This is a genomic window from Candidatus Agathobaculum pullicola (assembly GCF_052117205.1).
Lineage (GTDB): Bacteria > Bacillota > Clostridia > Oscillospirales > Butyricicoccaceae > Agathobaculum > Agathobaculum pullicola.
Genome location: NZ_JBQKJP010000032.1, coordinates 1 through 21,172, shown reverse-complemented (window position 1 = coordinate 21,172; position 21,172 = coordinate 1). Strand labels below are relative to the sequence as shown.

At 52.0% G+C, this 21,172-nt stretch carries 26 protein-coding genes; 14 read left to right on the top strand and 12 right to left on the bottom strand.

Going from position 1 to position 21,172, the window contains the following annotated elements:
• The 5 genes from ACTQ3V_RS11040 (at position 1) to ACTQ3V_RS11020 (ending at position 4,284) form a co-directional block, all read left to right on the top strand.
• A complete protein-coding gene (locus tag ACTQ3V_RS11040; protein ID WP_418554404.1) occupies positions 1 to 636 on the top strand; it encodes a CHC2 zinc finger domain-containing protein in 636 nt (211 codons plus the stop codon).
• A complete protein-coding gene (locus ACTQ3V_RS11035; protein WP_441467551.1) occupies positions 614 to 1,945 on the top strand; it encodes a virulence-associated E family protein in 1,332 nt (443 codons plus the stop codon). The genes ACTQ3V_RS11040 and ACTQ3V_RS11035 overlap by 23 nt, the downstream gene beginning before the upstream one ends.
• 233 nt (positions 1,946 to 2,178) lie before the next feature.
• Positions 2,179 to 2,373: an excisionase gene (locus tag ACTQ3V_RS11030; RefSeq protein ID WP_035301233.1), complete on the top strand. Its 195-nt coding sequence runs from the start codon at positions 2,179 to 2,181 to the stop codon at positions 2,371 to 2,373.
• 85 nt (positions 2,374 to 2,458) lie between these two features.
• A complete protein-coding gene (locus ACTQ3V_RS11025) occupies positions 2,459 to 3,658 on the top strand; it encodes a site-specific integrase (protein ID WP_418554408.1) in 1,200 nt (399 codons plus the stop codon).
• A 161-nt stretch (positions 3,659 to 3,819) separates the two neighbouring features.
• The gene (locus tag ACTQ3V_RS11020) at positions 3,820 to 4,284 is read left to right on the top strand and encodes a low molecular weight protein-tyrosine-phosphatase (protein WP_441467543.1); all 465 of its coding nucleotides are present in this window, start codon (positions 3,820 to 3,822) and stop codon (positions 4,282 to 4,284) included.
• A 113-nt stretch (positions 4,285 to 4,397) separates the two neighbouring features.
• Here the strand turns inward: ACTQ3V_RS11020 and ACTQ3V_RS11015 are convergent, their stop codons facing one another.
• Positions 4,398 to 5,450: a LacI family DNA-binding transcriptional regulator gene (locus ACTQ3V_RS11015; RefSeq protein ID WP_441467542.1), complete on the bottom strand. Its 1,053-nt coding sequence runs from the start codon at positions 5,448 to 5,450 to the stop codon at positions 4,398 to 4,400.
• Positions 5,451 to 5,783: 333 nt separating this feature from the next.
• Here ACTQ3V_RS11015 and ACTQ3V_RS11010 point away from each other — a divergent pair, with 333 nt between their 5' ends.
• Genes ACTQ3V_RS11010 through ACTQ3V_RS10985 form a run of 6 tightly spaced genes read left to right on the top strand, consistent with a single transcriptional unit; the run spans position 5,784 to position 12,419 of the window.
• Positions 5,784 to 6,563, top strand: coding sequence for an SDR family oxidoreductase (locus ACTQ3V_RS11010; RefSeq protein ID WP_441467541.1), 780 nt, complete (start codon positions 5,784 to 5,786; stop codon positions 6,561 to 6,563).
• A gap of 22 nt (positions 6,564 to 6,585) precedes the next feature.
• Entirely contained in the window at positions 6,586 to 7,410 is an 825-nt protein-coding gene (locus ACTQ3V_RS11005; protein WP_441467540.1) for a transketolase, read from the top strand.
• Positions 7,403 to 8,338 carry a transketolase family protein gene (locus ACTQ3V_RS11000; protein ID WP_441467539.1) on the top strand — a complete coding sequence of 312 codons (936 nt, stop codon included), beginning with the start codon at positions 7,403 to 7,405 and terminating at the stop codon, positions 8,336 to 8,338. The genes ACTQ3V_RS11005 and ACTQ3V_RS11000 overlap by 8 nt, the downstream gene beginning before the upstream one ends.
• A 3-nt stretch (positions 8,339 to 8,341) precedes the next feature.
• Positions 8,342 to 9,799: an FGGY-family carbohydrate kinase gene (locus ACTQ3V_RS10995; RefSeq protein WP_441467538.1), complete on the top strand. Its 1,458-nt coding sequence runs from the start codon at positions 8,342 to 8,344 to the stop codon at positions 9,797 to 9,799.
• Between the two features lie 40 nt (positions 9,800 to 9,839).
• Positions 9,840 to 11,276 carry an alpha/beta hydrolase domain-containing protein gene (locus ACTQ3V_RS10990; protein ID WP_441467537.1) on the top strand — a complete coding sequence of 479 codons (1,437 nt, stop codon included), beginning with the start codon at positions 9,840 to 9,842 and terminating at the stop codon, positions 11,274 to 11,276.
• A gap of 15 nt (positions 11,277 to 11,291) precedes the next feature.
• Positions 11,292 to 12,419, top strand: coding sequence for a PTS transporter subunit EIIC (locus ACTQ3V_RS10985; RefSeq protein ID WP_441467536.1), 1,128 nt, complete (start codon positions 11,292 to 11,294; stop codon positions 12,417 to 12,419).
• 363 nt (positions 12,420 to 12,782) lie between these two features.
• Here the strand turns inward: ACTQ3V_RS10985 and ACTQ3V_RS10980 are convergent, their stop codons facing one another.
• The 9 genes from ACTQ3V_RS10980 to ACTQ3V_RS10940 all read right to left on the bottom strand — a co-directional run bounded on the left by ACTQ3V_RS10980 (position 12,783) and on the right by ACTQ3V_RS10940 (position 17,891).
• A complete protein-coding gene (locus ACTQ3V_RS10980) occupies positions 12,783 to 13,040 on the bottom strand; it encodes a hypothetical protein (protein ID WP_140400355.1) in 258 nt (85 codons plus the stop codon).
• 40 nt (positions 13,041 to 13,080) lie between these two features.
• The gene (locus ACTQ3V_RS10975) at positions 13,081 to 13,392 is read right to left on the bottom strand and encodes a hypothetical protein (protein WP_087233774.1); all 312 of its coding nucleotides are present in this window, start codon (positions 13,390 to 13,392) and stop codon (positions 13,081 to 13,083) included.
• A complete protein-coding gene (locus ACTQ3V_RS10970; RefSeq protein WP_087233772.1) occupies positions 13,392 to 13,634 on the bottom strand; it encodes a hypothetical protein in 243 nt (80 codons plus the stop codon). The genes ACTQ3V_RS10975 and ACTQ3V_RS10970 overlap by 1 nt, the downstream gene beginning before the upstream one ends.
• Complete coding sequence (locus ACTQ3V_RS10965; protein WP_441467535.1) at positions 13,609 to 14,493, bottom strand: hypothetical protein; 885 nt, start codon at positions 14,491 to 14,493, stop codon at positions 13,609 to 13,611. The genes ACTQ3V_RS10970 and ACTQ3V_RS10965 overlap by 26 nt, the downstream gene beginning before the upstream one ends.
• Positions 14,490 to 15,053, bottom strand: coding sequence for a metallophosphoesterase (locus ACTQ3V_RS10960; protein ID WP_087233765.1), 564 nt, complete (start codon positions 15,051 to 15,053; stop codon positions 14,490 to 14,492). Before ACTQ3V_RS10960 ends, ACTQ3V_RS10965 begins: the two co-directional genes overlap by 4 nt.
• Positions 15,050 to 16,294: a hypothetical protein gene (locus ACTQ3V_RS10955; protein ID WP_087233762.1), complete on the bottom strand. Its 1,245-nt coding sequence runs from the start codon at positions 16,292 to 16,294 to the stop codon at positions 15,050 to 15,052. Before ACTQ3V_RS10955 ends, ACTQ3V_RS10960 begins: the two co-directional genes overlap by 4 nt.
• Positions 16,275 to 16,637 carry a hypothetical protein gene (locus ACTQ3V_RS10950; protein ID WP_087233760.1) on the bottom strand — a complete coding sequence of 121 codons (363 nt, stop codon included), beginning with the start codon at positions 16,635 to 16,637 and terminating at the stop codon, positions 16,275 to 16,277. Before ACTQ3V_RS10950 ends, ACTQ3V_RS10955 begins: the two co-directional genes overlap by 20 nt.
• Positions 16,634 to 17,353, bottom strand: coding sequence for a metallophosphoesterase (locus ACTQ3V_RS10945; RefSeq protein ID WP_087233757.1), 720 nt, complete (start codon positions 17,351 to 17,353; stop codon positions 16,634 to 16,636). The genes ACTQ3V_RS10950 and ACTQ3V_RS10945 overlap by 4 nt, the downstream gene beginning before the upstream one ends.
• 154 nt (positions 17,354 to 17,507) lie before the next feature.
• Positions 17,508 to 17,891, bottom strand: coding sequence for a helix-turn-helix domain-containing protein (locus tag ACTQ3V_RS10940; protein ID WP_087233754.1), 384 nt, complete (start codon positions 17,889 to 17,891; stop codon positions 17,508 to 17,510).
• A gap of 143 nt (positions 17,892 to 18,034) precedes the next feature.
• On the opposite strand from ACTQ3V_RS10940, the gene ACTQ3V_RS10935 reads away from it, so the two are divergent.
• Complete coding sequence (locus ACTQ3V_RS10935) at positions 18,035 to 18,394, top strand: helix-turn-helix domain-containing protein (RefSeq protein ID WP_087233751.1); 360 nt, start codon at positions 18,035 to 18,037, stop codon at positions 18,392 to 18,394.
• Positions 18,395 to 18,435: 41 nt separating this feature from the next.
• Here ACTQ3V_RS10935 and ACTQ3V_RS10930 read toward each other — a convergent pair whose 3' ends face one another.
• On the bottom strand, positions 18,436 to 18,729 hold the full coding sequence (locus tag ACTQ3V_RS10930) for a helix-turn-helix domain-containing protein (protein WP_087233748.1): 294 nt from the start codon (positions 18,727 to 18,729) through the stop codon (positions 18,436 to 18,438).
• Between the two features lie 53 nt (positions 18,730 to 18,782).
• Complete coding sequence (locus ACTQ3V_RS10925) at positions 18,783 to 19,094, bottom strand: hypothetical protein (protein WP_308541976.1); 312 nt, start codon at positions 19,092 to 19,094, stop codon at positions 18,783 to 18,785.
• Positions 19,095 to 19,543: 449 nt separating this feature from the next.
• On the opposite strand from ACTQ3V_RS10925, the gene ACTQ3V_RS10920 reads away from it, so the two are divergent.
• Positions 19,544 to 20,149: a recombinase family protein gene (locus tag ACTQ3V_RS10920; protein WP_087233742.1), complete on the top strand. Its 606-nt coding sequence runs from the start codon at positions 19,544 to 19,546 to the stop codon at positions 20,147 to 20,149.
• Positions 20,142 to 21,125, top strand: a complete 984-nt coding sequence (locus ACTQ3V_RS10915) for a recombinase family protein (protein ID WP_441467534.1) — start codon at positions 20,142 to 20,144, stop codon at positions 21,123 to 21,125. The genes ACTQ3V_RS10920 and ACTQ3V_RS10915 overlap by 8 nt, the downstream gene beginning before the upstream one ends.
• Positions 21,126 to 21,172: the final 47 nt, after the last annotated feature.

Here is a 21,172-nt window from a genome sequence, read left to right as displayed (position 1 = left end):
TTGAATATTTTTGAAACCGTCAAGCAGTCTGTGACCACCCGGCAGGCTGCGGAGCGATACGGCATCCGGGTGAAGCGAAACGGAATGTGCCGCTGCCCATTCCACGATGACAGTACGCCCAGCATGAAGCTGGATCGCCGGTATTACTGCTTTGGCTGCGGGGCTACCGGGGATGTAATCGACTTCGTTTCCCAGCTTCGCGGGATCGGCAGCAAGGAGGCAGCAATTCTGCTGGCACAGGATTTTGCCATTCCGTATGAGGATAGCGCGGGCAAGACAAATAGACCACGACAACAGAATACCGACGAGCAAAATTATCAGCACATGGAACGCTATTGCTCCCGTGTGCTGTTGGACTATTACCAGCTGTTATGCCGCTGGAAAGAGGATTATGCCCCGCAAACGCCAGAGAACGGCTATCACCCGCGCTTTGTGGAGGCATTGCAGAAGCTCTCGCTGGTTGAATATCTGCTGGACGAGCTGCTGTGCGGGGATATACAGGCGCGGGCATCCGTTGTGATCGAATATGGAGAGGAAGTGAGGAAAATTGAGCAGCGAATGGCAGAGCTTGCCGCCGCAGATGAAGCAGCAGCTCAAAATGCAGGCAGGCAGCATGGCACAGCCGATGAGCGTTGAAGAAGTCAAAGCCATGTTAGACACCACGGAAAAAGGCGGTGTCCGCAACAGTATCAAGAATTGCCTGACGGTGTTTCAGCACGATCCGCTGCTCTCCGGCGCGATTGCCTACAATCTGCTGACCGACCGCACCGACGTTGTCAAGCCCATCGGCTACGACCGAAGCCCCAGCGCCTCCATGACCGACACGGATATGAAGTACATCCGGCTGTATCTGGAAGAGAATTACGCCCTGACAAGTGAGAAGAAAATCATAGATGCCGCCGATCTTGCCGCCCATCAGAACAGCTATCACCCGATCAGGGACTTTCTGAACAGCCTTACATGGGACGGCACGGAGCGCATCCGCTATTGTTTGCACCATTTTCTCGGCGCGGAAGCAGACGAGTACACTTTTCAGGCGCTGCGGCTGTTCCTGCTGGGTGCGATTCATCGGGCATTTCACCCCGGCTGCAAATTTGAGGTTATGCTCTGTCTGGTGGGCGGTCAGGGCGCGGGAAAGTCCACCTTCTTCCGGCTGCTGGCAGGCAAGGACGAGTGGTTTTCTGATGATCTGCGAAAGCTGGACGATGAAAACGTGTACCGCAAGCTGCAAGGTCACTGGATCATCGAAATGTCCGAGATGATTGCTACCGCCAATGCCAAGAGCATTGAGGAAATCAAGTCGTTTCTGAGCCGTCAGAAAGAGGTCTACAAAATCCCGTATGAAACCCACCCGGCAGATCGATTGCGGCAGTGCGTGTTCGGCGGCACGTCCAACGCGATGGACTTTCTGCCCCTCGACCGTTCCGGCAACCGGCGCTTTCTACCGGTGCAGGTCTGCCCGGAGCAGGCGGAGGTTCACATTCTGGAGGATGAAGCCGCATCCAGAGCCTACTTACGGCAGGTATGGGCGGAGGCAATGACCATCTACCGGGCAGGCGGCTGGAAGCTGACGTTCAGCCCGGAAATGGTACGTTATCTCAAGGAACATCAGAAGGACTTCATGCCGGAGGACACGAAAGCGGGCATGATTCAGGCGTTTCTGGACAGCTACACGGGCGATACCGTCTGTTCCAAGCAGCTTTACAAGGAGGCGCTGAACCATGCTTTTGACGAGCCGAAGCAATGGGAGATCCGCGAGATCAACGAGATTATGAACCAGTGTGTGACCGGCTGGACGTATTTCTCCAATCCCCGCAGCTTTGCAGGGTACGGCAGGCAAAAGGGCTGGAAGCGTGAAAAGGCTGCAACGGGCAGCGGCAACCAAGCCGCAGAAATCCCGGACGGATTTTTGGAAATCACAGAGCAGATCGAGATGCCGTTCTGAAAAGCACTGCTGGTTGCAAAGTCTGTTGTTATCCCGTTGCCGGGCTGGTTGCCGGGAGAATCTCTGTCCTGTCAGGCTTTTTCTACCTTTGACAACCAAAACAACAAAAAAATAGAGGAAAAGCGTAAATCAACCGTCAGATTGGGTATGTTTCGAGGTTTTTGGAATTCCGTTGCCGGACTTCGTTGCCGCCTCACCCTGCCTGGCTATTTTGTATGGAGGATAAACTGCCTATGAAGGAAATCCCGATTTGGGAAAAGAGTAATCTGAGCTTGGAGGAGGCTGCGGCTTACTCCGGCATTGGTATCAACAAACTGCGCGAGATCACCAACGAGGACCGGTGCAAATTCGTCCTCTGGGTGGGCAACAAGCGCCTGATCAAACGCCGCCTGTTCGATCAGTTCATCGAACAGGCGTATTCTATTTGAAATTTGTGGTGTAAATCGGAGCCTTGATATGATACAATAAGTGTGTCATATCAAGGCTCTTTCCATCACGGAAAGGAGTTTGACAATGTCCGAAAAGAGAAAAGACAACAAGGGACGCATCCTGCGGACAGGAGAGAGCCAGAGAAAAGACCTGATTTATCAATATCGGTACACAGACATTCGTGGCAAACGGCAGACAGTGTATTCCTCCGACCTGAAAGAACTGCGGGAAAAAGAAAAGGAAATCCAGAAGCAGCTCGACGATGGCATTGATTATGCGGCTGGCAAAATCAACGTCATTCAACTGCTGGAACGCTACATCAGCATCAAGCAAGGCGTACGTTACAATACCAAAGTCGGCTATAACTTCGTGCTGAATCTGGTGAAGAAGGAAGATTTCGGCTATCGTTCCATCCGGGACATCAAGGTTTCGGACGCGCAGAAATGGATCATGAAGCTGCATGAGGATGGCAAGGGATACAGTACCCTTACCAGCGTACGGGGCGTTGTCAAACCGGCTTTCCAGATGGCGTACAACGAGGATGTGATCCGTCGGAATCCCTTTGACTTCAAGCTAATCGATGTGGTTTCCAATGACTCACAGAAGCGCATTGCCATGACGGAGGAACAGCAGAAGCTTTGGATGGATTTCGTCCGAACGGACAAGACCTACTGCAAGTATTATGACGAGTTTGTGGTGCTGCTGGGAACCGGAATGCGCGTCAGCGAGTTCTGCGGGCTGACCAAGGCTGACTTGGACTTTGCCGGGCGGAAAATCCGGGTAGATCACCAGCTCGTCCGGGAGCGCGGCGGCAAGTATTATGTGGAGAAAACCAAAACCGAGTGCGGCTGCCGCTACATTCCCATGACAGACGAGGTTTACCGGAGTCTGCAAAACATTCTCTCCCTTCGCAAGCGCGTGAAAACGGAGACGATCATCGACGGGTACAGCGGTTTTCTTCTGCTGGACAAGAACGACAGTCCGAAGGTTGCCCTGCACATCGAGAATGAAATGCGCTGGGCAATGAAGAAGTATCAAAAACTGCACCCGGACAGGCCGCTGCCGCACATCACGCCTCATGTGTTCCGGCACACCTTCTGCACGAACATGGCGAATGCTGGTATGGACATCAAGACCTTGCAGTATGTCATGGGGCATTCCGATGTGGGCGTCACGCTGAATGTTTACACGCACGCGAGCTATGACCGCGCCGCCGAGCAGATGGCAAAGATCATTGATTTTAGAGGGTTTGCCGCACCGGAACCGCAGAGAAAATCAGGTTGAAGCAATCACAGCCACTACACCAATTACTACACCATTTGCCCGGAAATCTGCGTAGAGTTACGGAAATCTGCGTAGGTTTCCGGCATGACAGCAAAAATGAGAAAAGCGCCAAAAGCCATGAAACATCAAGGCTTGGAGGTTTTTGAAGGGATATATAAGCAATGACAAAAATCTTATTCGTTTGCCACGGCAATATCTGCAGAAGCCCGATGGCTGCATATGTGATGAAAGACCTCGTGGAAAAAGCCGGTTTGCAGGATGAATTCGTAATTGACTCCGCAGCAACCAGCCGTGAGGAGTTGGGCAACCCCGTATATCCGCCGGCTAAACGCAAGTTGGCGGAGCATGGAATTTCGTGTGAGGGGCATGCAGCCCGACAGATGCAAAGCAGTGACTACGAACAATATGATCTGCTGATCGGTATGGATCGGGCGAACATTCGCAATATGCAGCGCATTTGCAAGGGCGACTCTGAGGAGAAGATGCACCTGTTGATGGATTATACAGAGTATCCCGGCAGGGAAGTTGCGGATCCTTGGTACACCCGGGACTTTGAGGCCACATGGAGGGATATAGAAGACGGCTGCGGTGGGTTGTTCAAAAAAATTTCCATGGATAGACGGTGAAGCGAGATGAGATATTGTTTGGCTTTGTAACTATAATTTGAACGGAAAAACGGTGTGGTTGATGAAACCACACCGTTTTTTATCGATGCACTCACAGCGTTAGAAAGAATATTTTACAGTGTATGCACCGGTGTTTGCTGAATGCAGCTGACAGACTGGCGTATCACCAGCTTGGTTCCGATGCGGATTTTCCGAGAGCGAGGTTCAGCGTTGTTCTGCGGCTGACTTTGTATGAGCCGGAGCAGTTCATCCACAGATTCTTTGGCCAGTGCAGATTTGGAGACGTTGATGGATGTCAATGGCGGCACGGTGACTTCGCACGTAGGGCGGTCGTTGAAACCAATAATGGAGATATCTTCCGGAACGCGGTACCCTTGCTCGGTCAGGGCGCGCAATGCCCCTACCGCAATGGTATCATCATCTGAAACAAACGCAGTAGGCAGCGGGGAGGAACGCGAATGTTCCAAATAATACTTCATATCTCGGTAGCTGCTCTCCTCTGTGTAATGCAGCGTGATGATATCAGAATCCTGAAAACCCAAACCGAAATAGGCCAGCGCGCTTTCATATCCAGATTGGCGCTCCATAAAGCTGCTGATGCGGATATGGCCCCGTAAGTAACCGATACGGGTATGTCCCAGCTTGGTCAGATATTCAACCGCTTGAAATGCCCCCATCTGATTGTTGATAGCGATGGTGTTGCAGGACAGTCTGGTGAAGTCGTTATCCATACCGACAACAGGGATACGAAGACTCTGAAAAACTGCCATATCTTCATCCTGCATTTCGGTCGCAAAAAGAATGGCGCCTTGGCAATCCAAACTGCTGAGATGTTCGATTTGCGGTTCCATCGGATGCCGTTTGTCAATGGTATATAGCAAAATGCTGTAGCCGCAGGAGCGGGCATGATTTTCGATGCTTTCCATCAACAGGAGAAAAAAAGGGTGCAGATCCAGAATTTCGCCGTGGCGTTTATAGATAATAAAACACAGATTATTACTTGGGGAGGAGGGGGTTTTCTTGACCAGTGCGCCGCAGCCCATTTCTTCCAGTTGTGTCAATACCCTTTCGCGCGTGCTATCCGATACGCCGGGTTTGTGATTGATAATCAGGGAAAGAGCGGCAGGTGATATTCCTAATTTGCGGGCAATTTCTTTGTTCGTCATAGGTGGTACTCCCAAATATAAAAATGTGTACATTGTTTTATTTCAGTATAAATAAAATTCCATAATTCGTCAAGAAAAAAATAAACGGATGAAAAATATTTAGTAAACAGTTTTTGCGAGATTAGCACTACCAAAAACTTGAAAAGATGTAAAAATGCTTGAATAATCGTATAAAATGGAGATTAAATTTACTAAAGATGGAGATGGATTGTGAAGAGTGCATAAAAAACAGGCGAAAAGAATGTTGAATATTTAGGGTTTACAATATAAATATTTAGTTATAAAATCTGAATTACAGAAACGAATAAGCTAAATGTTCAGGAGGGAAATGAAATGATTCAGTACGAGAAAGTAACAGGCGATTTTGATCTTACCGGAAAAAATGCAATTGTTGTAGGCGGTGCCGGCGGCATCGGTGAGGCCACTGCACGGATGTACGCAAAGAAGGGTGCAAATGTTGCCATTGTGGACTGCAAGGAAAACTGCCCGGAAGTCGCGGAAGTCATCGCCAAGGAGTTTGAGGTGAAGACCATCGGCGTTAAGTGCGATGTCACGCAGCAGGAAAGCGTAGATGCGATGATGGCAAAGGTGGTCGAGGCTTTTGGTGAGGTCAATATTCTGGCCGCAATGCCGGGATTTGTCGATCTGTACCGCGCTACGGATATTGAGATCAGCACGATTGAAAAGCATATCGCCATCAATGCGGTTGGCGTGTTCCGCGTATGTCAGGGTGTTGCCAATCAGATGATCAAGCAAGGCAAGGGCGGAAAGATCGTCTGCATCACCTCGCAGGCGGATTTCATCGCCATCAACAAGCACGTGGGCTACACGATGAGCAAGGCTGCTCTGGTTGGAATGATCAAGGTTTGCGCGTTGGAATGGGCGGAATACGGCATCAATGTCAATGGCGTGGCGCCGACCGTAGTCAATACTTACATGGGTGAAAAGGCATGGCAGGGCAAGGTGAAAACCGATATGATCGAGAAGATTCCGGCGCATCGCTTTGCGGAAACCGATGAAATTGCGGCGGCGGTCCTGTTCCTCTCCTGCAAGGAATCCAACATGATAACCGGTGAAGATCTGGTAGTTGACGGCGGCTTCACCATTTACTAATCGCGAAAACGGAGGAGACAAGATGGACGCACTGACAAGAAAGTCTTATGAAATGCGCAGGGATATCATCGAAATGGTGCATCTCTCCCGCGCAGGCCATGTGGGTGGCGATTTGAGCGTCGTTGATATTTTGACCACCCTGTATTTTGGTGTGATGAACGTATCTCCACAGCAGGCAAAGGACCCTGACCGGGACCGGTTCCTTCTGAGCAAAGGGCACTGTGCGGATGCACTGTACTGTGTTCTGGGAGAAAAGGGCTTTTTCAATAAGGAAGAAGCAATCAAAACGTTCAGTCAATATCAAAGCCGTTATATCGGGCATCCCAACATGGAGGTGCCCGGAGTGGAAATGAACTCCGGCTCGCTGGGACATGGATTGTCGGTTGGCGTAGGCATGGCGCTCGCAGCAAAAATGGATCAGCGCGCTTACCGCACTTATGTGGTGCTGGGGGATGGCGAAATGGCGGAAGGCTCCAATTACGAAGGCATGATGGCTGCCGGTCATTATCATCTGGATAATCTCTGCGCCACGGTGGATCTCAACCGTCTGCAAATCAGCGGCACAACCGAACAAGTGATGAATAGCGCAAGCCTCGCGGATAAGTTCCGGGATTTTGGATGGCATGTTATTGTGGTGCAGGACGGCAACAACTGCGGCCAGTTACAGGCTGCATACGAGCAGGCTGCCACATACAAAGGAAAGCCTACCGCTATCATTGCGAACACCGTGAAAGGCAAGGGCGTGTCCTTCATGGAAAACCAGATTTCCTGGCATCACGGCGTGATGACGGAGGAGCAATATCAGCAGGCAGTGAAGGAAATAGAGGAGGTGCTGCAAGGTGAATAACATAACCAACAGGCAGGCCATTTGCGAAACGTTGCTGGAGGCGGCCAAAACAGACAAGGATATCGTGGTGCTTTGCACAGATTCCCGGGGTTCTGCATCCATGACACCGTTTGCCAAGGAATTTCCGGAACAGTTTGTGGAGCTGGGCATTGCGGAACAGAATCTGGTTTCGGTTTCGGCCGGCCTTGCAGCATGCGGCAAAAAAGCCTTTGCGGTTTCTCCGGCCTGCTTTTTGTCCACCAGAAGCTATGAGCAGGCAAAAATTGATGTGGCCTATAGCAACACCAATGTCACCTTGGTGGGTGTCAGCGGAGGCGTAAGCTACGGCGCTCTGGGTATGAGCCACCACTCCTGTCAGGATATCGCGGCGATGTGCGCGCTGCCGGATATGCGGGTGTATCTGCCCAGCGACCGGTTCCAGACAGCGAAGCTGATGAAAGCGCTGCTGCAGGATGAAAAACCGGCTTATGTGCGGGTGAGCCGCTCTGCGACCGAGGATGTGTATGATGAAACCATGGCGTTTGAGCTGGACAAAGCAAATGTTATTTCCGGTGGTGCAGATGTGACGCTGATTGCCTGCGGCGAGATGGTGCCTTATGCGGTGAAGGCGGCGGAAATCCTGAAAGCAGAAGGCATTCATGCCGGCGTTGTGGATATGTACTGCTTAAAGCCGCTGGATGAAAAGACGGTGCTTCAGTGCGCCAAGGCATCCAAATTGCTGGTAACCATCGAAGAGCACTCCGTGTTTGGCGGACTGGGCAGCCTGGTATCTCAGGTGACCGCCGCCAAGCATCCGACCAAGGTCTGTCAGATTGCTTTGCCGGATGCCCATTTGGTTCCGGGCACCAATAAAGAGGTATTCCATTATTACGGTATGGATGCAGAAGGCATTGCGTGCACGGTAAAAAAAGCGCTTGCGGAGGAATGATCCATGGGCTACATACTGGGCATTGATCAGAGCACGCAGGGGACCAAAGCCATCCTGACGGACGAAAACGGTCGTATGGTGGGGCGGGCAGACCGCCCTCACCGGCAAATTATCAATTCGCAGGGATGGGTCTCGCATGATCTGGAGGAAATCTATCAAAGTGTGATTGCCTCCGCCAAAGATGTGGTGGAGCGAACCGGTATCTGCAAAGAGGATATCTGCGCCGTAGGCATCAGTAACCAAAGGGAAACGACTGCGATTTGGAATCGGCAGGGGCAGCCCTTAAACCTTGCCGTTGTGTGGCAATGCGCCAGAGCCAAGGAGATTGCGCATCAGAAAAAAGCGTATGGCGAACAAATCGAGAAAAAGACGGGACTGCCGCTGTCCCCGTACTTTCCGGCAGCAAAAATGGCGTGGCTGCTGCAAAACACCGAAGATCTGCCGGACACGGCGGAGATTTGCTTGGGCACGATAGACAGCTGGTTGATTTACCGGCTCACGAACGGAGAACAGTGGAAAACCGATTATTCCAATGCGTCCAGAACCCAGCTGTTCGACTTGCATACCTTGCAGTGGAGCGAGGAAATCTGCCGGATTTTTGACATTCCCGTCGAATGTCTGCCAACGGTTTGCGACAGCAACAGTCTGTTCGGTATGACCGATTTGGATGGCTTGCTGCCAAACAAGGTGCCGATTCACAGCGCGATGGGCGACTCCCATGCAGCCCTGTTTGGACAAGGGTGTCACAGCTGTGGTATGATAAAAACCACGTATGGCACCGGCTCGTCCATTATGATGAATACGGGCGAAAACTGTATCGCCAGCCGGCATGGTTTGGCCACTTCTCTGGCTTGGGGCATAGATGGCAAGGTAAACTACGTGCTGGAAGGCAACATCAATTATACAGGCGCGGTCATCACATGGCTGAAGGATGATTTGCAGCTGATCCAATCCCCGGGGGAGACGGAGGCGGCGGCAAAAGCGGCCAATCCGCAGGACCGTACCGTGCTGGTGCCGGCGTTTTCCGGCTTATCTGCCCCTTATTGGAATGACGAAGCCAAAGGGATGCTTTATGGCATGACGCGCACGACCGGAAGAAACGAGATCATCCGTGCGGCTCTAGACAGCATTGTGCTGCAAATCCAAGCGGTACTGGATGCCATGAACAAAGACAGCGGGTTGACAATCCAAGAGCTGGGCGCGGATGGCGGCCCTACGCAAAACGGATATTTGATGCAGAGGCAAAGCGATATCTCCCAGCTGACGGTAGCAATCTCGGATGTGGAGGAGTTGTCAGCGTTGGGAGCAGCCTATCTGGCTGGCATCAGTGTGGGCTTATATGAGAAAGAAAAACTGTTTGCACAGAGGCAAAAGGTTCGTTATACGCCGAAAATGCCGGAGGAAGAAAGACAGCACAAGCTGAAAGACTGGAATCGGGCGGTAGAACTGCTTTTGCGGTGAGCATGAAAAACAAGCGAATATTTGATTGGGAGGAAATGTTATGATCAATAAAATAAGAGAGATCCCTGTTTCGGAACATTCTTATACGTTTGAAGCGGCCACAAAGAACCCCCAATTTCGTGAAAACGGCTATGAGGAAAAAGAGTATTTCCTCTATGGAACGGCGAATGTCTATCACTGGGAAGACGGGAAAGCTGCAATCAAATATGCAGATGTTCCGTATGTGAATCGTATGGTGGTACGGCGACCGGTTGACCCGGCAGGTTTCAGCGGCAATGTTGTGGTGGAAATCCTCAATTCCACGAGCAATTTTGATGTGGACCGCGTGTGGTATTTAACGCAGGATTATATGATGGGTCACCGCGATATCTATATTGGCATCACCAGCAAGCCCAACGTGCTCAAGGCGTTAAAACAATTCAATAATGAGCGCTACGGAGAACTCACATGGGACTTTACCGATCAGAGCCCGGATGGTGCGGAAGTCAAGTTCTTGGGGAATTTGGCAGGCGCCTCTTCTGCTGATACAGAGGACGGCCTGTTCTGGGATATGCTGATGGATCTGGCGGATTACCTAAGAGTGCCGGATAATGAGCTGCTGCAGGGTTACGGGAAATATTATCAGTATCTCGCGGGCTGGTCGCAGTCGGGCGGATATATGAACCGGTTTTTGAAGACCTTCGCCTATAGCAAGGAAAAGGAAAACAGCTATTTTGACGGTTATTTCTCTTGCGGCAGCGCGGTAAGCCTGATGCCGGATCTGAACCAGTCCTATGGCCCCACTGGTGAAGCGCTCACCGAGAAGCTGGAAAAAATCACAGAACCGTTTGTCGATGTGCATACCGAAAGCGAGAATCAGCTTTGGGGCAACTATGCGCTGCGCGGACGCAACAGCGACAAGCCGGACTTTCAATATCGCGTCTATGATATCGCCGGCGCGACCCATGACTCGCAAGGTTCTCTGCTGGATTGTTACCGGGATGATGCGGATTTGGAGAAATGCGGCATTTCCTTCCAATATCCCGGCGTGGAAAATCACCCGAACGATTTCCCGTATCATCTGGTGTTCCACAGCGCGCTGGACTCCCTGTATCGCTGGGTGCGCGAAGGCGTCGCCCCGATGGTTTTGCCGCGCATTGAAGCAGATCCGGATCTGAAAAACTGGACGGACGCCACCGGCAATGCCGTGGGTGGCTGGCGCTTGCCGATGATCGTGTATCCGCTTGCCGTGTACCACCCTGTCTGTGAGCCTTCCGCACCGGAAAATGCCTTTGGCGCAAGCCTTTTCGGATATGTAGAGCCGTACAGCAAGGAGAAGGCGGTTGAGCTTTATGGCTCGGCAGAGCATTACATGAAACTGGTGGAAGAAGAAGCACAGCGCTGCGTGAAAGATGGGCGTCTGCTGCCGCAGGATGTGCAGGAATGTCTGGATTACTGCAAAAAGGCAGTGGCCGAATGTGGCTTGGATAAAGCGTAAAAGGAGGACAGCAGAATGGAAAATCTTGCAGCAACACCGGAAACCACGACTCAGGAAAAAAAGAATAACCTGCTGGAGAAAGTGCTGAACATTATTTGCGATATTTTTTCTCCGCTGTTACCCCTGATGACCACTGTCGGTCTGTTAAAGGGTATTTTGGCCATGCTGAGCTCGATGGGGGTGCTTTCGGCAGAGGGCGGTACTTACATCGTGCTATATAATATTGCAGATGCGTTTTTCTACTATCTGCCTGTGTTCTTGGCTTTTTCCGCGAGCCGAAAGTTCAATGTCAATATTTTCGCCTCGGTTACTGTAGCATTATTCACCGTGCATCCTACCATTGTGGCGGCGATTGCAGGCGATGGATTAACCTTTTTGGGTTGGAAGGTGCCGAATGTCACCTATTCTTCCAGCATCATCCCGATGCTTCTTGCTATTTTCTGCTTAATCTACTTAGAAAAACTGGAGAAGAAAGTGCTTCCGGAACTGCTGGAAGGGATTCTGGGGCCGCTGTTTTCGCTGGTGATTTTGGTTCCGCTGACCCTGTTTATTCTGGGCCCCATTGGTTCCACTATTTCCAACGGTATTGCTTCGGGATACAATCTGCTGTATCAGATCAGCCCTGTTGTGGCCGGCATCATTCTGGGCGCGCTGATTCAGCCCATGGTATCGCTGGGCTTGCACTGGGGCCTGATCCCGATTGCAATCAACAACATTGCAACCACCGGATCGGACACCATTTTGTCGTTGGTCGCACCGGCTGCATTCGCCGTAATGGGTGTATCGCTGGCCACATGGCTGCGTGCGAAGGATAAGAAACTGAAGGTTCTGGCTTTTGGCGCAGCAATTTCCGCAATCTGCGGCGAGACTTCCCCTGCGCTGTTCGGCGTGTTGGTTCCGTATCGTAAAACACTGCTGTTCACCAGCATTGTGGGCGGCATTGGCGGTGCAATCATTGGCGCAACGGGCGGCGCTGCAAGATCTTTTGCGATGCAGTCGGTTTTGACGCTTCCGATTTATATGGGGCCGGGTTTCCAAGAGCTTCTCATCACTTGTGGTGTGGCTGCTGTGGCTGGTTTTGTTCTGGTTACCCTGTTCGGTTATGAGTCCAAGAAGCAGCTGAGTGGCGCAAAGGTGCAGTAATTGCCTTTGCAATGCCTTCATGAGCGCATGAAGGTGCTCGGACGAAATATTGACAGCATTTCGTGTCAAAGGAAAGAGAAAGAGCCGGGATGCATCATAAATTGATGTATCCCGGCTCAGTCTGTCGAAAAACCCGGTTCATGCTTGACAAATGAACCGGGTTTCTCGACAAATAAAAGCACTGATTTCTCTCGAAATCAGTGCTTTTTAATGGAGTGTAAGACCAATAAAGATGTTTGCGAAAACCCTTTATTTGCAAGGCTTTGCGGGTCAGCGCCGCTTATTTTTTCTTTTTTTCGGCTGGGACTTGGCGGATTTTCTGCCGAAGGGGGATTTTAGTGTAAGACCAAAAAAGATATCCGCCTATTCATACTTCTTCAGCTTCTGACAGCCATCGGTGAATCGCGTCAGCCCTTCTTCTCCCTCAAGGGCATCTTCATCCTGCGGCATATCGGGAAAGAGGTGTTCATTACTCAGCCTGTAATAATTGATTGGTATACTTCCCCCACGGCTTTTTTCCTGGGATTCTCGGATACAAAGAGCAAGAAAAATCTGCTCAAATCTTTCCTTGTCTTCAGGGGATAACTGCAACATATAATCTTCATTATGGTAATGTTTCATTTCTCAGCACCAAGGTTCCGATATGAGAAGGAGATGCCGCTTAGCCCTGACATTCATCCCGGATGAAATCATATAGGGCTTCCGGCTCCTTCAGACACCATTTGGTTTTTTCGTCTTCGGTCCAGACCTCATAGTCCGGAGCGGCATCGTAAATCCACCAGCTGATGTAGTCGTACTTGTCGTTGACCGCTTCCTCCAACACATTCAGTAAGGCGGAAAGAAGCTGCGGCCCGCCCTCAAAAACGAAATGACCATCGCCCACCAGATTGAGCGCCTCACTGAATTGTGCGTCTCTTTTCCTCTGGGCTTGGATCTTCCGCAGGGCTTCGCAGAAGGTTTTCTTGGACAGCATCAGAAATCACCTCGGGGTTCGTAGCTCTCCGCTTCCAACTCAGCTTTCCATTTCAGAAGCAGCGAAACGGCCTCTTCCTGCGTGGCAGGATCGGTGCAGAATTCAAAGAAACGCACGATCAGCATTTCCGGTGTCAGACCAAGTGGTGCTATCACTGTTTTCAGTTCTTCCAACACATCCGCATCCACTTGAATCTCCACAATTTCGTACTTCTTCTCATCCATTGGATTTTTCATCTCCATTTGAATCTTCCTGCCGGAGCTCAGCAAGCCGCTGCTGAAACAACTCCAGAAGTTCTTTCCAGACCTGCGGCTTCTTGAGAGGCTCCATCGGTTCTTCCAGTTCCCGCTCCAGATCGGCCACGGCCACCGACAGCGTCTTTTCATCGAACAGGCGGTAGTGACATCGGGCATATCGGACGACCGCTTCGCTCTCCTCATCTTCCGTTCGCATGGCATAGCGGAGGGCACAGTTGATGACACAGCCAAAGTCATCCACATAGTCGAAATCGAACCAGGAGGCCGGACAGAGGACAAGATCATCCTTCCCTTCATCGGTGATCACCAGCCCGATGTTTTCACGGCTTACCCGTTCCAACACGGAATCCAGATCAGCTGCCAGCGCCTGACGTGAGATGCGCTCCATGCTTTCCAGTGATTGTAAAATCGGCATTGTTTCCTTCCTCCTGTCCTCTTGTCCGATTTCTTCAGATATGAGCAGTCGGCTGAGACTGTTCCACAGCCGGGGATATGGCTCCTGTTCTCCATATCGGTTCAGATGATATTGAATCTCCGCCGCAGCGGCGGAACGGGTGCTCTCGTCCAGGCAGCTCAGATTCCGGCAGGTGAAATCCACAGCGATGCTGGGCATATAGGTGTGCCGTCCCATACTGTACCGAATCGCCGCCAGAATGATATGCCGCAGTCCTTCCTCCCAAACGGGGGCAAGGATTCTTGCCGGAAACAGCAGTCCTGTGTTCCCCTTTCGGGATTGGAGTGGCAGGCCGCTTTCCTCGGCTCGCTCCAGCGTGTGCTGCCAGTCTCGACGAGCGATGGAACTGGCCAGAGGTTCCGCCTCATAAAATCCCTTTCTTCTTTTCACGGCTGCACCTCCGGTTCCGCTTTCTGCTGGCCTTTATGCAGGAGATTGTTGGCTTCCATCTCCTCGAAGGTGACCGGCTCGAAGCGATTGACATCCACCCCGGCATTCAGCATCCGCTCGTTTGCCTGAATGAGCGGCCAGTAGTCCGCATCGGTATTTCCGTGGATGTGACCAAAGACCATGTAGCACCGCATGATATGCGGCCAGGACATCATGGGGTAGTGGCAGAGGGTGTACTGCCGCTTTCCGTCCGTGATATACAGCAGATTGCTCACGCTTTCAAAGAATCGCTCCGTCTGACAATTCTGGACCCATCCCCGGTCGTGATTCTCAAGGATGAGATGCTTCTTTCCCCGCAGCCGCCGCAGGTATTCCTCCGGCGGCTTTTTGCTCCGGTAGATGAGGTCGCCGAGGATATAGACGGTATCCTTCCCTGTGACCTTGCGGTTCCAGTTTTCGATGAGGGTTTCGTCCATCTCCTCAATGCTGGAGAAGGGCCGGTTGCAAAGCCGGATGCAGTTCTCGTGACCGAGATGCAGGTCAGAGGTAAAGAAAATCATGGGGATTCACCGTCCTTCTTCAACCGGGGAACCGGGATTGGCTGCCACCGGCAGTAGTTTGCAAGTTCGTCCCGGCGCTCAAGGGGCAGATTCATAAAATCGACGATACGCTCGCCTGGGAACCAGGCGTGGCAGTAGGCGGGAAGAACTCCTTCCGGCACGATGCCGATGGGCTCCTCTCCGGTCAGGCGGGCCTTCAATTCCTCAGCATTGCGGATACATACGGGAATGTCTGCCCGATGGAGTGCGAGGAAGAAGTGGATGGCCTCCACCGTCCGGGTCTCCGCAAGACCGGCCACCGCCAGATAGTAACCATGCTCATCCCGGCACACGATGCAGTCGATGTGGGTGCTGTTGCCGCCCCGGCATACCTCCCAGGGGTGGCCGATGCGTGGCCGCTCTTTCAGCCAGCGATCAAAGGCATCGGGGGAATTCCCGTCCAATTTGGACAGGCCCTCGTCCCGCCCATCCGCGTGGAGAAGGTACTGCTCCTTGTCCGGTTTCTCCGTTCCGGCATATCCCATGGCCCGGTAGCCCAGAGCGCAGGCATGATAGAAGTCGTTTGCGGTCATGGACGGGAGTCTTCTGTTTGCTTCCAGGGGATAGCCTGCCGCCGAGGCAAGAAACTCATCCACCTCCTGCCGGGAGATATTCTGGAAGAACTTCTCTTTCCATTCGGGAAAGACCTTCCACAGATCCCGGCGCAGGACGGTTCCCGTCCGATGCCAGACGGGCAGATTCCGCTCCACCAGCTTCGGATAGCTGCCATCCTCCACCGCCTGCACGGCGTCCCGCACGGCTTCCTCCAGCCAGGAGGTAAATGGGGAGATGTCATGGGGGAAAGATCTCTCTTTGCGGCAGTCCACCTCCAGCACATGGTTATGGCTCAGGAATACCGCCCGGTATCCGATCTTCTGATCTTCACCGGCGGAAAAGTGGAACCACTCCACCTCCTCCGGGAACTCGGAACGCCACCAGGCTTCAAATTCCTCGTAGCTCTCCACCTGCCCATCCTCCCGTAGATCCTCAAAACTGCCGAAGTCCTCGATGGTTCCCCGCTCGGCACGAAGCCAAAGCTCCCAGCTGTTGTGCTCCGGGTCAGGTTCCAGCCGGTAGAGCAGCCGGAAGATCCGGTCGATGGCCCCATAGGATGCCTCGTCGTAGGAGAAAGAGCAGTCGATGTTTCGGTATCCCACCCGGCCCAGCCAGCTGATATAGTGCTTAATCTCCGGTGCCTTCATGGCGTTCACCTCCTTGTGCTTGTTGCGTTTCCTCGTCCGCTCTCTCCTCAAATTGGGTTCGGAAGAGAGCAATGTGTTCTCTCACAAGAGTAGGATGTTTGTCATAGACATGGCGGCAAAGGGCCTTGTACAGAGCAAGGAATCTCTGGTCATCCCCGAAGTCCATAAGGCCGTCCATGATCCGCTCGATCTCCTGCTCCCCGGTGATCCTGTCCTTCACCACCTGTTCCACCAATTGACTGTATTGCTGGTATGCGGTATCCATCAGGCGGGAGAGCCTCTGGACGGTTTCACGGATTGCGGCAAAGCAAGCCTCCCGTTCCGTTTTTTCTTCCTCTGTCATCGTATGCTATCTCCCGACAGGAGCTGCGGCGCCGCCTCCACACTGTGGAAGAGGAAGTGCATCCGGTCGATGCGCTTGTTGATATGCCAGTGGCCGCAGAACCAGTGATTGTATTGCAGCTTCCTCTCGATCTCCTCCAGCCACTCCTCGGTAGAGGCATCCACGGTGCTCTGGTCGATCATGGGGAGGAATGCTTCCCGCGGCTCATACCGATAGGGGCAGGTGTGGGAGAGAACGGTATCCACCTGCCAGCCGCAGGCATCCAGCGTCCGGATGACCTTCTCCTTGATCTCCTGAGAAGGCTGCTCGTCCGGCCACCAGCCATATCCTCTGTCCAGCCGGTAAAACTTGTCCACGCTGTAAGCCCCGCCGATTACCAGATGGCAAAGACCCTCCAGATGAAATATCTCCCCATCAGCAGCGAACAGCAGGCGGGGGTAGGTCTCCTCCACCCAGACCGTTCCGCCGTTCCATTCCTTGGTCTGGTAGGATGGCAGGGTAGATGGGCGAACCTCATGATTGCCGTGGATGCACAGGAGCGTGGGTTTCACCTGTGTCAAAAGCTGCTTCATCTCGGCATCCCGCCCGTTCAGGAAATAATTGGCCCCCACATCCCCCAGAAGGACGAGGGTGTCCTGCTCGGTCAGCTTGTGCCGGTCACAGAACTGTACGATCTCACGAGGGTTCCCGTGGATATCGCCCGTGTAGTAGATCATGGACTATCCCACCTTTCGCCCTCCATTATACCAACTTTGGAGGCCCATATCCTGGACTTTTCGAAAACATATTCACTTTCCCAAAAACATATACACTTTTACAGGCAAAAATCGACCGGCAGTCAAAGCACATGACTTCCGGTCGATTGTTTTCTCAGAGCAGGAATGTAAAATCGGAAGCATCCGAATCGATGCACTTCTCCCGGTGTTCTCGCAGAGCTGTCTTTAAGGCTTTCATCATGTCCAGCAGAATGAGAGCCTCACAGATGGTGCAATCTGAGAGGAGCAAGGTGATCTCCTCACTGGCGCACCGTTCCGTGTCGGTGATCTGCTCCATCAACAACCTTTCCGGCGATACGCCGAGGGCATTGGCGATGAGAACAAAGGTGTCCAGGCTCATACTTTTGAGGCCGCTCTCTATGTAACTGATGTAAGAGGGGGTTTTGTCCACCGCCTCGGCGAGCATTGCCTGGGAGAGATGGTTGCGGCGACGGGCTTCGCGGATGTGTTTGCCAATGGCTTTGTAGTCAAGACTCATAATAAGACCTCCAAAAAAATTGTAGCCTTATTATAGTGTCTGGCTTATATCATCGCCTTTGCCTTATATCAATTTCACCCCAAGTTGATATACTCTTAGAAATAGATTAACTGGAGAATATATTTCAAAAAGGGGGGGAGCCGATGGAGGAACATGGTTTGAACGAGCGTCAGCTGATTGGCTCCCGCATTCGGGAGGCGCGAGTCGGCCGGCGGATGAGCCAGGCAGATCTTGCAGCCAAGGCCAATATCTCCCTGCCTCATGTCAGCGCTATTGAAACGGGAAAGACCAATATGAAACTGGAGTCCTTCATCCGGATCATCGAGGCGCTTCAGGTGTCAGCGGACTCCCTGCTTCGGCCCGATGTGCCGGAGGTGCGGAGCCTCTACCAAAGTGAGTTTGACGAGCTGTTGGCCGATTGCTCCCCCAAGGAACTGGATTCCATCCTGAAAATCGTCCGGGAAGTGAAATCCACCATGACCAGAAGAGAAGACAACGATTAAAGCGGCGAGCCGAGGAGTGTTCCAAAGGCCCGCCGCTTTTCTTATGCAGTTGGTTTTTTGGGGACGAACTCCACTTTGAGACGCATCCCCAGGCCATCCGCCAGTCTTTTCAGGGTGCGGAGAGACGGATTGCCGGTTCCGTTTTCGAAACGGCTGATGTCTGCCTGGGCGATACCAGTCACTTCCGCCAGCTGCTTTTGCGTCAGCGACTGTTCATCGCGCCCTTCCAGAATCGCTCTCATGATCTGACGCTCCGGTTCGAGGGCATCCCACTCGGCTTTGAATGCGGGATCTCGGAGCTGTTCATTCAGAGTTTCACGAAAATTCTTGCCCATAGGTCAATCCTCCTTCCTCTGCTGGTAGTCCGCTCGATAATGTCTGTCTAATGTTATAACCCATACTTGTCGACTAAAACATCCCAGCGCTTCTTCGTTTCTGCATCAGAAAGAGATGTGAAAAGGCTAATTATTTTTCCGTCCTCACTATCAAATGTAATCTCATTGTATAATATGTAATCCCAAACTAATCGTCCAGTTTTGTCCCCGAAACGAGCAGGTACGCTATCGTGGATAAATCCATGTTGCTTAGATAGTTTTTCTGCAATTGTGAAGATAAGAGGGAGAGCCGCAGTTGCCACTTTAATCGTTGAAATGAGATCTTCTTCGCCCTCAATTCGCTTTTTTTCAATGCTATTGTCCATGCCGATAACCATTCCTTCCACTTCGAATAGTCTATTAGAATGCAATTTTAAGCTGGTTAAGTACCGTCTGTCGTTTCGTAGTATTTTGCCGAGAAGTTTTCCATACCCACCGCCTTCTCTCTATGTTCATTATATGTGTTATATCACATAATGTCAATGCACATTTCGTTTTCAGGAGTAGCACGGATGGCAGTACATCCTGGATAGGATAAAGCCGAGTGGCAAAATACTGCGATCTCACTATCTTCATCGTACATATATGGTGCAGAAGACTCAATGGGGCTCGTCTTGGGGTAGAAATGGGTTTGCAGCTCGCCGGAAGTCATTGTAATCTGAATCTTTTTTTCTCGTTCATCGACCAGGAGTCAAGTTGTTGACCTCTGGTCGATTTTATTTATAGTCTGTGGCCGCTATAATAGCCCGTAAGAACATTCGCAGGGGGAGCACATATGGAAGAGCTGGCAATAAAGGGCGAAGCAATGGAGCAGGAGATCATGCCGTCCTTTGATTTTCTGCTGGAAGGAGAGGCGGAAAAGAATGCGCTTTTGGCAGAGCATCGTGCCTGGTTAAAAGGCATTCGGCGGGAGCGCCCGCTTCCGAAAAACCATCACCGGGTGGCGGTATACATTCGCTACTTCAACCAAACCCGCTATGAGGATTATCTCTCCGCCCACAAAAAGCAGTTTTTGGACACGCTGGCTCTTTGTCCGAACTGGGAATTTGTCGGTTTCTATGTGGATGAGGGAAGCACCGCACCGAACATGGAAAACGCTCCAGAATGGGCGAGACTCCTGCAAGATTGCTATGAGGGCAAGGTAGATCTGGTGATCACCCAGAAGGCAAGCAATATTTCCAAGAAACTATCGGAGCTCTCTTTCTGTGCCCGGCTTCTTGCGGCGCTGCCAAAGCCGGTGGGCATTTACTTTGTTTCGGAGGATATCTACACAATGGCTTCCTACTACCGGGAGGATCTCCATGATCCGTATTTTCTGCCCGGTCCTGATTGGACGATCCTCCCCGATCACCAGCCTGGGAGGGAAATGCTGCATGATTGACAAGGCCACCCGCAATCGGCTTGCAGAACGAAAGGAACGGGTCCGCCGCCGGATCAACACAAAGGTTGACCCGGAGAACTACGAATTCATCCCTGCCAAGAAGCCTATCGACTACTACGACAACGATATTCCGCAACGAGTCGCCGTGTATGCCCGTGTTTCCACGGACAATGTCCAGCAGACATCCTCCTATGAGCTGCAGAAGAAATACTATGAGGATTTCGTCCTGCATCACCCCAATTGGACGCTGGTTAAAATCTATGCCGATGAGGGCATTAGTGGGACTTCCCTCGTCCATCGGGACGAGTTTAATGCCATGATGACTGACTGCCGCAGCGGTAAAATCGACATGATCATCACCAAAAGCGTGTCCCGTTTTGCCCGGAATGTGGTGGACTGCATCAGCATGGTCCGGATGCTGGCGGAACTGCCCAGCCCGGTGGGCGTGTTTTTCGAGAGCGAATGTATCTTTTCCCTTAAGGATGATTCCCAGATGGCGCTTTCCTTTCAGGCCACCATGGCGCAGGAGGAGTCCCATATCCGCAGCCGGAGCATGGAAACCTCCCTGCGGATGCGGCTGGACGGCGGCTTGCCTTTGACGCCCAAGCTGCTGGGCTATTCTCACGACGGGGATGGAAACCTGGTGGTCAACCCGGAGGAAGCGCCTACGGTGAAGCTCATCTTCTACATGTATCTGTACGGCTACTCCACCAGCGACATCGCGGCGGCGCTTACCGAGCTGGGCCGTAAGACCTACCTGGGAAATATCAAATGGACCTCCAATTCCATTGTTCAGGTTCTTCGCAATGAGCGTCATTGCGGGGATGTGCTGACCCGAAAGACCTTCACCCCGAACTACCTGAACCACAAGTCCAGGAAGAATCGGGGCGACCGCCCCCAGAGCCTTTACCGTGAACCGCTACCCGTCAAGAGGACAGTGAAAAAGTATAAAGTTTTCCCGGCCGGCAGCCTGTAGGTTGCTGGCCGCTTTTTATGCAGTGAGGCATAACTGGTGCTTCTCCA

Excerpts from the sequence above, each read along its gene's own strand:
- ACTQ3V_RS11035 (WP_441467551.1), top strand. The coding sequence starts at position 614 with ATGGCACAGCCGATGAGCGTTGAAGAAGTCAAAGCCATGTTAGACACC.
- ACTQ3V_RS11030 (WP_035301233.1), top strand. The coding sequence starts at position 2,179 with ATGAAGGAAATCCCGATTTGGGAAAAGAGTAATCTGAGCTTGGAGGAG.
- ACTQ3V_RS11025 (WP_418554408.1), top strand. The coding sequence starts at position 2,459 with ATGTCCGAAAAGAGAAAAGACAACAAGGGACGCATCCTGCGGACAGGA.
- ACTQ3V_RS11020 (WP_441467543.1), top strand. The coding sequence starts at position 3,820 with ATGACAAAAATCTTATTCGTTTGCCACGGCAATATCTGCAGAAGCCCG.
- ACTQ3V_RS11015 (WP_441467542.1), bottom strand. The coding sequence starts at position 5,450 with ATGACGAACAAAGAAATTGCCCGCAAATTAGGAATATCACCTGCCGCT.
- ACTQ3V_RS11010 (WP_441467541.1), top strand. The coding sequence starts at position 5,784 with ATGATTCAGTACGAGAAAGTAACAGGCGATTTTGATCTTACCGGAAAA.
- ACTQ3V_RS11005 (WP_441467540.1), top strand. The coding sequence starts at position 6,586 with ATGGACGCACTGACAAGAAAGTCTTATGAAATGCGCAGGGATATCATC.
- ACTQ3V_RS10995 (WP_441467538.1), top strand. The coding sequence starts at position 8,342 with ATGGGCTACATACTGGGCATTGATCAGAGCACGCAGGGGACCAAAGCC.
- ACTQ3V_RS10990 (WP_441467537.1), top strand. The coding sequence starts at position 9,840 with ATGATCAATAAAATAAGAGAGATCCCTGTTTCGGAACATTCTTATACG.
- ACTQ3V_RS10985 (WP_441467536.1), top strand. The coding sequence starts at position 11,292 with ATGGAAAATCTTGCAGCAACACCGGAAACCACGACTCAGGAAAAAAAG.
- ACTQ3V_RS10980 (WP_140400355.1), bottom strand. The coding sequence starts at position 13,040 with ATGAAACATTACCATAATGAAGATTATATGTTGCAGTTATCCCCTGAA.
- ACTQ3V_RS10975 (WP_087233774.1), bottom strand. The coding sequence starts at position 13,392 with ATGCTGTCCAAGAAAACCTTCTGCGAAGCCCTGCGGAAGATCCAAGCC.
- ACTQ3V_RS10970 (WP_087233772.1), bottom strand. The coding sequence starts at position 13,634 with ATGGAGATGAAAAATCCAATGGATGAGAAGAAGTACGAAATTGTGGAG.
- ACTQ3V_RS10960 (WP_087233765.1), bottom strand. The coding sequence starts at position 15,053 with ATGATTTTCTTTACCTCTGACCTGCATCTCGGTCACGAGAACTGCATC.
- ACTQ3V_RS10955 (WP_087233762.1), bottom strand. The coding sequence starts at position 16,294 with ATGAAGGCACCGGAGATTAAGCACTATATCAGCTGGCTGGGCCGGGTG.
- ACTQ3V_RS10950 (WP_087233760.1), bottom strand. The coding sequence starts at position 16,637 with ATGACAGAGGAAGAAAAAACGGAACGGGAGGCTTGCTTTGCCGCAATC.
- ACTQ3V_RS10945 (WP_087233757.1), bottom strand. The coding sequence starts at position 17,353 with ATGATCTACTACACGGGCGATATCCACGGGAACCCTCGTGAGATCGTA.
- ACTQ3V_RS10940 (WP_087233754.1), bottom strand. The coding sequence starts at position 17,891 with ATGAGTCTTGACTACAAAGCCATTGGCAAACACATCCGCGAAGCCCGT.
- ACTQ3V_RS10935 (WP_087233751.1), top strand. The coding sequence starts at position 18,035 with ATGGAGGAACATGGTTTGAACGAGCGTCAGCTGATTGGCTCCCGCATT.
- ACTQ3V_RS10930 (WP_087233748.1), bottom strand. The coding sequence starts at position 18,729 with ATGGGCAAGAATTTTCGTGAAACTCTGAATGAACAGCTCCGAGATCCC.
- ACTQ3V_RS10925 (WP_308541976.1), bottom strand. The coding sequence starts at position 19,094 with ATGGACAATAGCATTGAAAAAAAGCGAATTGAGGGCGAAGAAGATCTC.
- ACTQ3V_RS10920 (WP_087233742.1), top strand. The coding sequence starts at position 19,544 with ATGGAAGAGCTGGCAATAAAGGGCGAAGCAATGGAGCAGGAGATCATG.
- ACTQ3V_RS10915 (WP_441467534.1), top strand. The coding sequence starts at position 20,142 with ATGATTGACAAGGCCACCCGCAATCGGCTTGCAGAACGAAAGGAACGG.